This is a genomic window from Haloarcula litorea, assembly GCF_029338195.1.
In the GTDB taxonomy this organism is placed as follows: domain Archaea; phylum Halobacteriota; class Halobacteria; order Halobacteriales; family Haloarculaceae; genus Haloarcula; species Haloarcula litorea.
Genome location: NZ_CP119779.1, coordinates 808,360 through 822,622, shown reverse-complemented (window position 1 = coordinate 822,622; position 14,263 = coordinate 808,360). Strand labels below are relative to the sequence as shown.

The following is a 14,263-nucleotide window of genomic DNA, read 5'->3' as shown; positions in this document are numbered from 1 at the left end:
AGCGCGCCCTGCCTGTACCCGGCAGTATGTACGACCGCGTGAAGGGGTTCCGGGACTTCTACCCCGAGGAGATGCAGGCCCGGCGGTGGGCGACGGACGCGCTGGAGGACGTGGCCCGCCGCTACGGCTTCCGCGAGATCGGGACGCCCGCGCTCGAACCGACGGCGATGTACGTCGACAAGAGCGGCGAGGAGATCGTCGAGGAACTGTACAGCTTCGAGGACAAGGGCGGCCGCGAGGTGGCGCTCACGCCCGAGCTGACCCCCTCCGTCGCGCGGATGGTCGTCGCCAAGCAACAGGAGCTCTCCAAGCCCATCAAGTGGGTGTCGACGCGCCCGTTCTGGCGCTACGAGCAGGTCCAGCAGGGCCGCTTCCGGGAGTTCTACCAGACCAACGTCGACGTCTTCGGCTCCTCGGAGCCCGACGCCGACGCCGAGGTCCTCGCCGTCGCCGTCGACATGCTCACGGACCTCGGCCTGACGAGCGCGGACTTCGAGATCCGGGTCTCCCACCGGGACATCCTCTCGGGGCTGCTGGCGACGTTCGACGCCGAGGTGGACACCCGCGAGGCCATCCGCGCCGTCGACAAGCGCGCGAAGGTCGACCGCGACGAGTACCTCGACCTGCTGTTCGAGGCGGGCCTCTCGACCGAACAGGCCCGCGAGTTCGACGACCTCCTCCAGGTCGGCGAGGACGACCTCGACGCGCTGGCCGAGCGCTCCGAGGCGGTCGCCGACGCCGTCGGGAACCTCCAGGCCGTGCTGGCGGCCGCCGGGGACTTCGGCGTCCGGGACCACCTCGCGCTGTCGTTGACGACGGCCCGCGGGCTGGACTACTACACCGGCGTCGTCTTCGAGTGTTTCGACTCGACGGGCGAGGTCTCCCGCTCGGTGTTCGGCGGCGGCCGCTACGACGACCTCATCGAGGGGTTCGGCGGCCAGCCCACGCCGGCGGTCGGGTTCGCGGTCGGCCACGCCACGCTCCAGCTGCTCTGCCAGCGGGCCGGGGCCTGGCCCGCGGAGGAGCTGTCGACGGACTACTACGTCCTGCAGGTCGGCGACACTCGCGCGACGGCGGCCCGCATCGCCCGCGACCTCCGCGAGCGGGGCCACGTCGTCGAGACCGACGTCGCCGACCGGTCGTTCGGCGCGCAGATGGGCTACGCCGACGGGATCAACGCCGAGACGGTCGTCATCGTCGGCGAGCAGGACCTCGCGAACGACGAGGTGACGCTCAAGGAGATGGACGAGGGCGAGCAGGTGTCGGTCCCGGTCGACGACTTCCCCGGGGACCGCGAGCGGCCCACCTTCGAGGACTTCGCCTGACGGCCGTCGGGGATCCTGGCGGTCCCGGCGTTGCCGGCCGGCTGCCGACGACTACTCGGCCGCGGGTCCCTCGTGGAGCACGATCCGCGTCGCCCGGATGTCCTCGAGGATCGCCCCGAACCCTCCGACGCTGTACTCGGCGTCACCGGTATCGAGGAAGACCGTCGCACGCCCGGTGAACACGTCGCTCTGGATGTCCGCGTCGCCCGGGTCGCTCGGCGAGACGACGTCGGTCACTTCCCCCGAGACCTCTCGCTGGCGGCCCTGCTCGCTGTCGTACCCGTAGACCGTCGCGGCGACCGTCTCATCCGCCTCGAGCCGGGTCGTGGCGTCTCGGATACAACGTCGTATCTCGGTGTACTCCGCTGCCCGTCGGTCCGTCGAGTCCGAGTGGACCGTCTCCCAGATCTCCCACAGCGAGTTCTGGTAGAACCAGTACAGCATCGAGGACATCGCCTGGTCGTTGATGACCAGCCCGTAGCTGTCGACCGGACGCTGTCTGAGGCCGAAGTACACCTCCCGGCTGTCGATCAGCGCGATGAACGGCGCGGTGCTGTGACGTCGCTTCACCTCCGAGGCGGTCGTCTCGAAGTACTCGTCGACGTCGTCGACGCCGAACCGGAACGACTCCGTCTCTTCGAGCGAGAGTTCGACGTGGACGCCGTTGTCCTTGGCCCGCCGGAGCTCGTCGATCAGGTCGACGTAAACTCGGACGTCGAGCGACAGCTGGACGCTGTTCTCGGCGTTCCGAATGCTGCTCGCGGCGTGGTCGACCACGTGGTCGAAGTCGCTGAGCACGCTGATCTCGTGCCGCCCGAACGGGGGCTCTTCCCACACGGTACCGATCCGCTCCGCGGCGGATTCCAGTCGGTCCGCCTGCTCGGTCAGTTCGGTCTGGATGATCGACGGATCGTGGATTCGCGCCCGGGTGGACTCCTCCTCGTAGGTCTCGATGTACCCCTCGCTCTCCAGTTCGTCGATCACGTCGTAGATCCGCGGCTGTGGGACCGAACAGCTGTCGAGCAGCTGGCTGACGGTGGCTTCCTCCAGCCACAGCAGGCTCACGAACACGTCGGCCTGGTACCCCGAGAGGCCACCTTCCTCGAGGACCGACTGGAGCGCCTCCTGATCCATAGGCTCCCGTTCGTCTCTCCGTATTAAATAGCGTCGTACTACCTCCGTGGTAAGAACACCTATTCCCTTTCACCGGCACGTACCGGATATGGCCGACAGACCGAACATCGTCTTGCTGCTCACGGATCAGGAACGGTACGACGTGGCAAGCGGCGACCGGGACCGCGTCGCGACGCCGAACCTCGACCGCCTCTCGGCGGAGGGGATGACCTTCGAGCGCGCGTACACTCCCATCGGCATCTGCACCAGCGCACGCGCGTCGCTGTTGACGGGCCTGTATCCCCACAACCACGGGATGCTCAACAACTGTCACGAGCCCGACGCGATCGAGGAGGACCTCTCGACGGACCTACCGACGTTCGGGACACTGCTCGCGGAGAACGGATACGACAACTCCTACGCCGGGAAGTGGCACGTCGGCCGCACCCAGACCCCGGAGGACTTCGGGTTCGACTACCTCGGGGGCGGCGACGGCAGCCACGACGACGAGGACACGGACTTTCGGGAGTACCAGCGCGAACTCGGCGTCTCCCCCGAGGACGCCGAGATCCGGGACCCGATATACACCGACCAGGGAACCGACCCGGTACTGATAGCCGGCGAGACAACGATACCGAAGGAGGCGACCCGGACGTACTACCTCGCCGAACAGACCATCGAGCGGATAGAGCGCGCCGACGAGGACGACGAGCCGCTCTTTCACCGGACGGACTTCGTGGGGCCCCATCACCCCTACCTCGTCCCGGAACCGTACGCCTCGATGTACGATCCGGCCGACATCGAGCGCTGGGGGAACTTCGACGAGACCTTCGACGGGAAACCGCGCGTCCACGAGAAGTTCCTCGAGTACCGGGGCGTCGCGGACATCGACTGGGAGACGTGGGCCGAGGCAGTGAGCAAGTACTTCGGGTTCGTGACGTTCATCGACGAGCAGATCGGCCGCATCCTCGACGCCATCGAGGAGCACCTCGGGGACGACACGGCCGTGGTCCACGCGGCGGACCACGGGGACTTCACCGGCAGCCACCGCCAGTTCAACAAGGGACCGATGATGTACGAGGAGGTGTACCACATCCCGATGTTGGTCCGGTGGCCCGGGACCGTCGAACCCGGATCGAACTGCACGGAGTTCGTCCGGCTCCTCGACCTGATGCCGACGTTCCTCGAGATGGGCGGTGTCGAACCGCCGGCGGACGTCGACGGTCGGAGCCTCGTCCCGCTGTTGGAGGGGACGACGCCGGCGGACTGGCCCGAGTCGGTGTTCGCGGAGTATCACGGCGAGGAGTTCGGGCTCTACTCGCAGCGGATGGTCCGGACCGACCGGTACAAGTACGTCCACAACGCGCCCGACAGGAACGAGCTGTACGACCTCGAACACGACCCCGACGAACTACGGAATCTCGCCGAGCACCCGGAGTACCAGTCGGTTCGGGACGACCTCGAGGCGACCCTGCTCGACTGGATGACGGCGACCGACGATCCGATAACCAAGTGGACGGAGAAGGTACTCACGGCCGACGACAGTGGACGGATGCCGCCGGAGTAGCGACCCCGTGCTCGGACGCGCTCGCCGACGGTTCCGGATACGGAATCCGGGCTACCGCTAGAGCGGCCGCTCCATCTCGTACTCGGTCCGGTCGCGCATCCGCGTCTCGAAGCCGACCTTGTCGTAGAGCTTGATCGCGATGCGGTTGTCGTGGGAGACGGTCAGCCAGACGTGTTCGAGACCGTGTTCCTGGCCGTAGCCCAACAGCGCCTCGATGAGGAGGGAGCCGTTGCCCGCCGACTGGTAGTCGGGGTGGACGAAGATGGCCAGCTCCGCGTCGTCGTCGTGGGGGACGAGGACGGCGTGGCCGACGACTCGCCCCGCGTGTCTGACGACGACGTTCAGACCGTCTTCCAGCAGGCCCGCGACCCACTCGCGGATGGCCGACTCGGTGCGGGGCGGGACGCCCTGCGAGCGCGAGCCCGCGTCGAACTCCGTGTACATCTCGACGAGCGGGTCGGCGTCGCCGTCGTAGGCCTCGGCGGTCACCGTCCGGCCCTCGCGGTCGGTCGCCTCGCGGGGCGGCCTGGGGAACTCCCGAACTGACCCGGGGGGCTGGTCCATACCGACCGTAGACGCCCGAGCCGCCTAAATCCGTCCGTCGTTTCCAGTCCGCGGGAACGGGGAGTCGGGACAGCCAAGTGCGCGGGCGGGCAACGGGGCCTATGCGCGCCTACCGGGTCGCGTACGACGGCCGACCCTACAACGGGTTCCAGCGCCAGCCCGACGTCCCGACCGTCGAGGACGCGCTGCTGGACGCGCTGGAACGGCTCGGCGTCCGCGACCGGGCCGACGGGCCGCCGCCGGGGTACGCCGCGGCGGGCCGGACCGACGCCGGCGTCTCGGCGCTGGCACAGACCGTCGCCTTCGAGGCCCCCGAGTGGCTCTCGCCGTCGGCGTTCAACGGCCGGCTGCCCGACGACGTCCGGGTCTGGGCCAGCGCGGCCGTCGGCGACGACTTTCACGCCACCCACGACGCCGTCGAGCGGCGCTACAGGTACTTCTTGCACGCGCCCGACGTGGACGACCGCCGAGCCCGCGACACGCTCGCGGCCCTGTGTGGCGAGCACGACTTCCACAACCTCACGCCCGACGGGGAGGGGACGGTCCGGGTCCTCGACGGGTCGTTCACCCGCGACGGTCCGTTTCTCGTCGTCGACCTGCGGGCCGGCGGGTTCCCCCGGCAGCTGGTCCGTCGGGTCGTCGGGCTGGTCGCCGCGGTGGCGCGTGGCGACGCGCCGCCGGCGAAGGTCGACCGCGTCCTCGGCGCGGACGAGGTCGACGGCCCGGACGGGGTCGCGCCCGCCCCGGCGGCCCCGCTGGTGCTGACCGGCGTCGACTACCCGGGCGTGACCTTCGACGCTGACCCCGACGCGGCCGCCGACGCGCGGGCCGTCTTCGCCGCCCTGCGGGCCGAGCGCCGTGCGGCGGCCAGTGTTGCCGGCTGTGTCGCCGACCGCCTGCCGTAGCCCGGAAAGGCTTACTTCGGCCGACCGCCAAGCCGGGGCTATGAGTTCGGTACCCGAGCGGAGCGACGTCGACGAGGCCTACAAGTGGGACCTCGAGTCCCTCTACGCGACCGACGAGGACTGGGAGGCCGCCTACGAGCGGGCCGAGGAGCTGATCGACGACCTCGAAGCCTACGAGGGGCGGGCCACCGAGGACGCCGCCACCCTCCGGGAGACGCTGGCGACCTACGAGGAGCTGATGCGGACCGTCTCGAACGTCGCCTCCTACGCCCGGATGCGGAAAGACGAGGACACGACCGACGACACCTACCAGGCGCTGACCGCCCGCGCCCAGTCGCTGTCCTCGGAGGCCAGTTCGGCCGCTTCGTTCCTCGAACCCGAACTCCAGGACCTGACGTGGGACGACATCGAGGCGATGATCGACGCGGAGCCGGCCCTCGAAGAGTACGAGCACTTCTTCGACGACGTGCTCCGGATGAAACCCCACACCCGCTCGACGGAGGTCGAGAACCTGCTCGCCGAACTGGGCGAGGTCACCGGCGCGCCCGGCGAGGTGTACAACATGCTCGCAAACGCCGACATGGAGTTCCCGACCGTCGAGGGACCCGACGGTGGCGACCGGACGATCACGCTCAACAACTTCACCACGCTCCAGAAACACCCCGACCGCGCCTTCCGACAGCGGGTGTACGAGGCCTTCTACGACGAGTGGGCGACCGTGCGCAACGCCGTCGGTACGGCCCACAAGAACGCCGTCAAGACCGACGTGAAACTGGCGAACGCCCGCAACTACGACACCGCCCGCGAGGCGGCGCTGGACGGGCCGAACGTCCCCGTCGAGGTGTACGACACGCTGGTCGACACCGTCCGGGACAACCTCGACCACCTCCACCGCCACGCCGACCTCAAGCGGGAGGCCATCGGGGCCGACGAGCTGCGGATGTGGGACCTCTACGTCCCGCTGGTCCAGGGGGAGTCCCCCGAGGTCGAGTACGAGCAGGCCTGCGAGTGGGTCACCGAGGCCGTCGCGCCGCTGGGCGAGGACTACCAGTCCCGGCTGGCCGAGGGACTGGAGTCGCGGTGGGTCGACGTCTACGAGACCGAGCACAAGCAGTCCGGGGCCTACTCCGGCGGGACCTACGACTCCCAGCCGTTCATCCTGATGAACTACCAGGACGACGTGGAGTCGATGTACACGCTGGCCCACGAGCTGGGCCACTCGCTGCACTCGGAGTACACCAGCGACGAGCAGCCGTACGTCTACTCGGACTACGAGATCTTCGTCGCCGAGGTCGCCTCGACCGTCAACGAGACGCTGCTGACCCATCACCTGCTGGAGACCGTCGAGGACGAGCGCCTGCGCCGGCACGTCCTCAACGAGTACCTCGAGCGGTTCCGGTCGACGCTGTACCGGCAGACGATGTTCGCGGAGTTCGAGCACCGGACTCACGAGATGAGCGAGGCCGGCGAGCCGCTGACGCCGGACCGGCTGGACGACCTCTACGCCGACCTGAAGGGCGACTACTACGCACCCGCCGAACTGGACGACCGCATCGCCCGCGAGTGGATGCGAATCCCGCACTTCTACCGGGCGTTCTACGTCTACCAGTACGCGACGGGCATCTCCGCCGCCGTGGCGCTGGTCGACGGCATCTTGGAGGAAGGCGAGCCCGCCGCCCAGCGGTACGTCGACTTCCTCTCCAGTGGCTCCCGACAGTACCCGCTGGAACTGCTGCGGGACGCCGGCGTCGATATGGCCAGCCCCGACCCCGTCGAGTCGGCGCTCTCGACGTACGGTGACTACCTCGACGAGTTCGCCGGCCTGCTCTGAGGGCGGGACGGGAGCGGCCCGCGTCCGAGGGCATAAATACGTTTCACCAGTCGACCCACCCAAAGGCACTTTGTGTCTCAGTCGCGTAGACCCGTGCAGTCAGATGTCGCGTAGTCCTTCGCTCCCGGAACGCCCTCGGCTGGATCTGGACCCCGATATGTCTCCAGAGGAGCGGCTCGAGGCGCTCCGGGACCACTTCGAAGAGCTCGTCCGCGTCAACGAGCAGCTCTCGGAACAGCTCGACAGCGCCCGCCAGCGGCGGGACAACCTCACCGACGAGGTCGACCAGCTCGAACGGGAGAACGAGACGCTGAAGACCAGTTCGCTGTACATCGCCACCGCCGAGGAGCTGACCGACGACGGGGTCGTCGTCAAGCAACACGGCAACAACCAGGAGGTCCTGACGGAGGTCTCCCCGACCATCCGGGACTCCCTGGAGGCCGGCGACCGGGTCGCCATCAACGACTCCTTCTCGGTCAAGCAGATCCTCGACCCGGAGACCGACGCCCGCGCCCAGGCGATGCAGGTCGAGCGCTCGCCGGACGTCACCTACGGCGACATCGGGGGCCTCGAGGAGCAGATCCGCGAGGTCCGCGAGGCCGTCGAGGAGCCGCTGGTCAACGCCGACCAGTTCCGCGAGGTCGGCATCGACCCGCCCAGCGGCGTCCTGTTGCACGGGCCGCCCGGCACCGGCAAGACGATGCTCGCGAAGGCCGTCGCCAACGAGACCGACGCCACCTTCATCAAGATGGCCGGCTCCGAGCTCGTCCGGAAGTTCATCGGTGAGGGGGCGCGGCTCGTCCGCGACCTCTTCGAGCTCGCGACCGAGCGCCAGCCGGCGATCATCTTCATCGACGAGATCGACGCCATCGCCGCGAAACGCACCGAGTCAAAGACCTCCGGCGACGCGGAGGTCCAGCGGACGATGATGCAGTTGCTCTCGGAGATGGACGGGTTCGACGACCGCGGCGAGATCCGCATCATCGCGGCCACCAACCGCTTCGACATGCTCGACCGCGCGATCCTCCGGCCGGGCCGGTTCGACCGCCTCATCGAGGTGCCGAAACCCGACGTCGACGGCCGCGAGCGCATCCTCGACATCCACACGGGCGAGATGAGCCTCGGCGACGACGTGGACCTGTACGCGCTGGCGATGGAGGCCGACGGGCTCTCCGGCGCGGAACTGGCCTCGCTGGCCACCGAGGCCGGGATGTTCGCCATCCGCGACGGGCGGACGACCGTCCGGCAGGGGGACCTCCTCGACGCGCTGGAGAAGGTCGAACAGGACGAGGACACGGGCAGCCAGCCCGTCGCGTTCGCCTGAGCGACGGACGGCGAGCTATATAGCAGTCCGACGGAGCGCGGGGTTCAATCGGTCTTTTCGCCCCGCTCGCCTGGTTCAACGACCGTTTGCTCGCAGACCGCGGCCGCCGTCTCCGATGAACGGTCTGACTCCTTTATCCGAGGAAACTCCTGAGGGGGTGGTAGGGAAACGGGGGTTGTATGTCACGGAAAGAACTGTTGTTGGCGCTCGGGGGAGCGTCGGCACTCGGGAGCACAGTCGTCGGCAGCGAGGCGTTCAGCAGCGTCGCCGCCGAGCGAACGGTCGACGTGTCGGTCGTCGGGGACGCGTCGGCGTACCTGGCGCTGGAACCGGCCACGGGGCCGAACGGGGCGTACGCGACGGTCGACGACGGGGAGCTGGCGCTGGACCTCTCGCCGTCCAACGACGCCGTCGCCGGCGAGGGCGTCAACGACGACGCCGTCACGGTGGTCCAGCGAGCGTTCCGCGCGACGAACCAGGGGACACAGCCGGTCGTCCTCTGGATCACACACGACTCGGAACACGTCGAGTTCCACGCCGACGGCGGCCCGGTCGAGAGCGAGGGAGACGCCGTCCGGCTGCCGACGGGCGGGAGCGCGGCCGTCGGCTTCACCATCGACACGCGCGACACGCCGGAGGACGGCCCGCTCGTCGAGTCGTTCACCGTCCACGCGCTGGCGGCCGCGCGTGCGGAGACGGGTGCGGGAGACGGGGGCGGCGACGGCGGCACGACCCCGTCGTTCGACGCGACGCGCCGGCTCTCGACGACGGCCCCCGACCCGGGCGAGCGCCTCCGGGTGACGACTCGCGTCACGCTCGGGGAGCGCCAGCCGGTCGACGTCTTCGAGCGGCTCCCGGCCGGACTCGGCGAGCCGACGCTGACGGACGCGACCGTCGACGGCCTGTCGGTGACGCCGGCGGTGGCGGACGTGGCACCGGGCGGTGCGCTCGTCCTCTTCGACGGGATCGGGCCGGGGACGCTCGCACTCCGCTACGAGGTGGCCGTGACCGACGACGAGGGGACGTACACGCTCGCGCCGACGGTCGTCGACAGCGAGGCCGACACCGTCCGGACGGGCGCGGCCGACGTGACCGTGGGGGGTGAGTGACGTGGGGGGCTGTCCGTTCCACTCCGACGACGGAGCGAGCGATCCGGAAGACGGCGGCGACGCGACGCCGGCGGGTGACGGCGACTCGTCCGGCGGGCCGCCGGCGGGAGTCGACAGGCGGTCGTTCCTCAAGTCGGCGCTGCTCATCGGCGGCGTCGGCGCGCTGGAGTCCGCGATGGGGCTGTTCGACGGGTCGGCGGGGGCCGTCGCCGCCGCGACGACGGACGACCCGGTGACGGTCGCCGAGCGCGCGAACCGCCAGCACGCCTGGGACGCCTACGAGCAGTACGACCCGACCCGGGAGACGTCGATCCCGCCGGGTCGCCACCTCCTCTTGCACCTGGACTACCTGGGCGACGGCCGGCCGACCGAGGCCGACCGGCGGGCGGCGACGGCGGCGTTCCGGGAGTTGGAGGCGACCTTCGACTGGCGCGACGAGGGACTGCTGTTCACCGTCGGCTACTCGGCGGCGTACTTCGACCGCTACGCCGAGTCGCTCCCGCTTGGGCTGGACCCCGACAGCGGGTTCGCCAAGCCGGGGCTCCTTCGCCCCGAGACACTCATCGACACGCCGGGGGTGACGCTCCCCCACGAGGACCCCGTCGCCGACAGCTACGACGCCGTCGTCCACCTCGCCAGCGACCACGAGGAGGTGCTGCTGGCGGCCGAGGCGCTGCTGTGGGGCGAGACGGTCGACGTCGGCGGGGAGACGCGGTCGCTCGACGCCGACCTCTCGGGCGTGTTCTCGAAGCCCACGGACTACCCCGCCCGGCGCGTCGGCTTCACCGGCCACGACAACCTCGAAGCCGAGGGCGGCGAGGATGACCCCGAGGGCGTCTACCCCTCCGACATCCCCGACGAGGACGCCGAGGGCGACCATCCGGCGGCGAAGCTCTCGATGGGGTTCAACGACCTGTTCCGCAACAGCGTCCCGCGGGAGACCAACGCCACGATGGTCGAGGAGCAACGCCTCGTCGAACCGAAACCGCCCGGCGTCTTCGCCCAGGGGACCGTCGCACACGTCTCGAAACTGGACATCGACCTCGACTCGTGGTACGACTACGACACGCAGGGCCGCCGCGAGCGGATGTTCAGTCCACACCACGACGCCGACAACACCGGCGTCGTCGGCGAGGAACTGGGCAACTCCAACGCGCCGGGCGACCGGCCGATGCGGGACGTCAGTAGCGACGACCGGGACGTCGCCGAGGCGACCGAGGCCGACGCCGAGTCCGAGGGCGTCGTCGGCCACGTCCAGAAGACCGCTCGGGCGCGTTTCGACCTCAACGAGCGGCTGACCGACGCGTTGCCCGAGGACGACCCGCTCCGGCAGGAGGTTGAGGCCACGGAGTCGGGGACCGACTACGACACGCTGCCGGGCCACGACGGGCCACAGGAGGCCGAACAGGTCATCCTCCGGCGGGACGTCGACACCGTCGAACAGAACCGCCCGGGGAACCTCTTCGTGGCGCTGATGCGGTTCAACCCCTATATGGCGTATATGCGGCAGGCGATGAACGGGGTCGCCTTCGACTCGAAGGCGTTCGGCCTGACCGGGGACGCCCGCATCCAGCACGACGACATCCGGGACGAGGTGACGCCTGACGCGAACGGCATCGCGAACTTCCTCGAGACGACCCGTCGTGGCAACTACGTCGTCCCGCCGCTGACGCTGCGCGGCCTCCCGCCGGCCCGTGCGGCCCGCCCGCCGCTCCTCGTCGAACCCGGGACCGGGGGGGTCCCGTCGGTCGACGGGACGGACGAGACGATCGAGGTCGCCCTCGGGGCCGGCGACGCGGCGGTCTCCGAGGCGGCGCTGTCGACGGCGGCCGGCGCGTGGCGCGACGACGCGGTCGGGCTCGACGGGCTGCGCGGGCTCGTCGAGGACTGGCGCGACGAGGGGCCGACGCTGCCCGACGGCTACGAGCGGGACCCGGCGACCGACCAGCCCCGGGAGTACGGCGGCCCGACCGACGTCGACCCGGCGACGGCCCGGATCGGGTCGTGGCGTGCGGTCAACACCGGCCGGGGCGCGACTCCGAGCGACCACACCCACCGCGACGTGGACGGCGACGGTGTGGACGAACTCGTCTGTACAGTGCCCGTCGACGAGATGGGTGTCACCCCCGAGACGCGGTACCTGCGCCTGTACGCGGAGACGGAGGCCGGGTTCCCCGTGTTCGCGACGGCACCGATCAACCGGACGGACTCGGCGCGCGCGCTCCGGCGGCGGCTGGCGACCGACTCCTGAACGGGCGGTAGCGGTGGCGTCGTCCGCGGCTCACCGGCGTCGTGTTAACTTTGGCATCGGTTCCACCAGACGGCGAATGCTTCGAGCCAAGATTCTGCTGTCGCCGGCTCGACGTTGCTAAACGTATTTGAGAACGAGGATGTTCGTCGTTTTACCTCACGAAAGACACGTTCGACGCTATTCCGATTTCCGTGGCGACGAATATGAAATCGGAGTCCAAACCGCGACAGTGCAGCTTGGAGATGGTCGGCGTCATCGATGAGAAACACCGCATCGTCGATGGCGTGTTTCTCGCGGAGTTCACGCAGAAACACGTGTGTTAGACCTGAGTTTGTCGTTGGAAACAGCCGTACGTGGAGGAACTCGTTGGTCTTGGGATCGACAGCGGCGTACAGCCAGTAGCGCTCGGTTCCGAGCTGAATTACAGTCTCATCGACCGCGATGTAATTCGACGATCTCGTGCCGGTTGGCTGTAGATCAGCCTTCTGCACCCAGTTGTGGATCGCCGTTCGACTGCGTTTGACACCCAACCTCTCAAGATACTGTTTGGTATTCGAAAGCGATAGACCAGCCAGATGCAACTGAATACCCACTTCAACGATCCCCTCCGGTGTCCGCTCTCGCTCCATAAAATCCAAATCGATCCAGTCGCTATCACCGGTGAGGCGGTCGATTTCGGGCATAGAACATTCGAAACACCGACCGCCTCATCCTTATCTTAACACGACGGCTCACCGGTCGCCTCGGCCCGTCCCGCGCTCGACGGCGTAGGCCCGCCCGCGGAACCGGAACCGCCGGCCGTCGGCGTCGTGGCCGAGGACGGCGTCGGCGACGTGGCCGTCGGCCCGGAGGACGACCCGCGCGACGCCCTCGGTCAGGAACGGCAGGCAGTTCCGGAGGCCCCGCCCGCTCGACAGGAAGCCGCCGGTCCGCATCACCTGCTCGGCGATGACCCGCTCGTCGGCGGCGTCGGCCCGGCGGAGCGTCACCGCCGCGTCCGGCGGGTGTTCCCCGTCGCCGTACTCCGGCAGGGTGACCGTGACGGTGTCGCCGTCGCGGGTCGCGTCGGCGTCGTCGGTCGGCACCACCTCGACCGGGTCGCCGACCAGGTCCACGAGCGCGCCGCTCTCGGGCTCGGGGGTGCCGTAGCCGGCGACGACGCCGTAGGTGCCGCCGCCGAGGTAGCCGCGAGTGAGCCCCGGTTCGTCGCAGCCGCCGACGGCGTCGGCGTTGAACGCCCGCAGGTGCCACTCCTTTCGGCCCCCCGGCGGGAGCAGCCGACAGTCGGAGGTGTGGACCGTCGGCCCGACGTGGAACCACTCGCCGTCGACGAGCTTGTGGAGGTTCCAGTGGCCACACTGCAACCGCTCGTGGCTGTGGTTGACCATCTCGAAGGCGACCTGCGCGTCCAGCGCGACGCGCTCGGCAGAGGGCCGGACGAACGCCGTCGTCTCCGGGCCGGCCTGGTGGAACCACGCGACGCTCCCCTCGCCGTCCATCGCGGGGACCGACCGCCCGGCGAACCGGGAGTCGCCGTCGGGACCGGGGCTGGCGGCGTCCCAGACGGTCAGGGTCGCGCCGTCGCCGAACTCGTAGGTCCCGGTCGGCCGGCCGGACATCCCGGGCGAGCCGACCACGTCGTACGCTAGCGGGACCCACTCCCCGGGGGCGAGGCGGTGGGTCTCGACCAGCCACGGCCCGACGTCTTCGGCCCGCCAGTAGCCGCTCTCGTCGCGGGTGACGTCGGGGACCGTCGCCGCGAGCGCGTTGTCCTCGGTGGGCGCGAGGTGGAGGGCGGCCTCGTGGTCGTGGCCCCGCGGCTGACGAGCGTGGACGTCGCCGACCGCCGGAATCCACTGGACCTCGAAGGTGTTCTCGTAGGGGTTGCCGTTCCGGAGCCACCCGCGCAGGCGGGCCGGGTGGTCGGCCGTGGCGGTCCGGTCGAACCACAGCGCGACCCGGCCGCCGTCGTCGACCCGGATGTACGGCGAGAGCGCGTACGTCCGGGGGCCGGTGTCGAGGGCGACCACGTGTCGGGGGTCCTCGGGGCGTGGCGGGTCGCCGGTCCGTGCTCCGCCGTCGGCGTCCGTGTTCGGCTGCGAGTGTGTCGGCGTGTCGGTCTCGGCGGGATCGACGGCGGTGTGTGCCCGATCGTCGCCCGGCGATCCGAACGAACAGCCCGCGAGGCCGGACACGCCGGCCGAGAGCGCGGCGAGGAGGGCGCGTCGTCGCATAGGTGCGTCGTCGCGTGCCCGTTCTAAACCCTTTCTGGAC

General features: G+C 69.6%; 11 protein-coding genes. 7 read left to right on the top strand and 4 right to left on the bottom strand.

Annotation, left to right across the window (positions count from 1 at the left end):
- Nucleotides 1-26: 26 nt before the first annotated feature.
- Nucleotides 27-1,325, top strand: coding sequence for a histidine--tRNA ligase (gene hisS, locus P0592_RS04310; RefSeq protein ID WP_276273039.1), 1,299 nt, complete (start codon nt 27-29; stop codon nt 1,323-1,325).
- 51 nt (nt 1,326-1,376) lie between these two features.
- On the opposite strand, the gene P0592_RS04305 is transcribed toward hisS, so the two are convergent.
- Nucleotides 1,377-2,459, bottom strand: a complete 1,083-nt coding sequence (locus P0592_RS04305) for a TrmB family transcriptional regulator sugar-binding domain-containing protein (protein ID WP_276273038.1) — start codon at nt 2,457-2,459, stop codon at nt 1,377-1,379.
- 88 nt (nt 2,460-2,547) lie between these two features.
- On the opposite strand from P0592_RS04305, the gene P0592_RS04300 reads away from it, so the two are divergent.
- Nucleotides 2,548-4,005, top strand: a complete 1,458-nt coding sequence (locus P0592_RS04300; protein ID WP_276273037.1) for a sulfatase family protein — start codon at nt 2,548-2,550, stop codon at nt 4,003-4,005.
- Between the two features lie 57 nt (nt 4,006-4,062).
- Here the strand turns inward: P0592_RS04300 and P0592_RS04295 are convergent, their stop codons facing one another.
- The gene (locus P0592_RS04295) at nt 4,063-4,569 is read right to left on the bottom strand and encodes a GNAT family N-acetyltransferase (RefSeq protein ID WP_276273036.1); all 507 of its coding nucleotides are present in this window, start codon (nt 4,567-4,569) and stop codon (nt 4,063-4,065) included.
- 101 nt (nt 4,570-4,670) lie between these two features.
- On the opposite strand from P0592_RS04295, the gene truA reads away from it, so the two are divergent.
- From truA to P0592_RS04270, 5 genes are all read left to right on the top strand, one after another.
- Entirely contained in the window at nt 4,671-5,474 is an 804-nt protein-coding gene (gene truA, locus P0592_RS04290; protein ID WP_276273035.1) for a tRNA pseudouridine(38-40) synthase TruA, read from the top strand.
- A gap of 40 nt (nt 5,475-5,514) precedes the next feature.
- A complete protein-coding gene (gene pepF / locus P0592_RS04285; RefSeq protein WP_276273034.1) occupies nt 5,515-7,305 on the top strand; it encodes an oligoendopeptidase F in 1,791 nt (596 codons plus the stop codon).
- A gap of 103 nt (nt 7,306-7,408) precedes the next feature.
- Nucleotides 7,409-8,629 (top strand): proteasome-activating nucleotidase Pan2, encoded by a 1,221-nt coding sequence (gene pan2, locus P0592_RS04280; protein ID WP_276273033.1) that lies wholly within the window; start codon nt 7,409-7,411, stop codon nt 8,627-8,629.
- 179 nt (nt 8,630-8,808) lie between these two features.
- Entirely contained in the window at nt 8,809-9,738 is a 930-nt protein-coding gene (locus P0592_RS04275) for a DUF1102 domain-containing protein (RefSeq protein ID WP_276273032.1), read from the top strand.
- Entirely contained in the window at nt 9,731-11,989 is a 2,259-nt protein-coding gene (locus P0592_RS04270; protein WP_276273031.1) for a DUF7405 family protein, read from the top strand. The genes P0592_RS04275 and P0592_RS04270 overlap by 8 nt, the downstream gene beginning before the upstream one ends.
- A 44-nt stretch (nt 11,990-12,033) precedes the next feature.
- Here the strand turns inward: P0592_RS04270 and P0592_RS04265 are convergent, their stop codons facing one another.
- Nucleotides 12,034-12,672, bottom strand: a complete 639-nt coding sequence (locus P0592_RS04265; RefSeq protein ID WP_276272273.1) for an IS6 family transposase — start codon at nt 12,670-12,672, stop codon at nt 12,034-12,036.
- A 48-nt stretch (nt 12,673-12,720) separates the two neighbouring features.
- Complete coding sequence (locus tag P0592_RS04260; RefSeq protein ID WP_276273030.1) at nt 12,721-14,223, bottom strand: hypothetical protein; 1,503 nt, start codon at nt 14,221-14,223, stop codon at nt 12,721-12,723.
- Nucleotides 14,224-14,263: the final 40 nt, after the last annotated feature.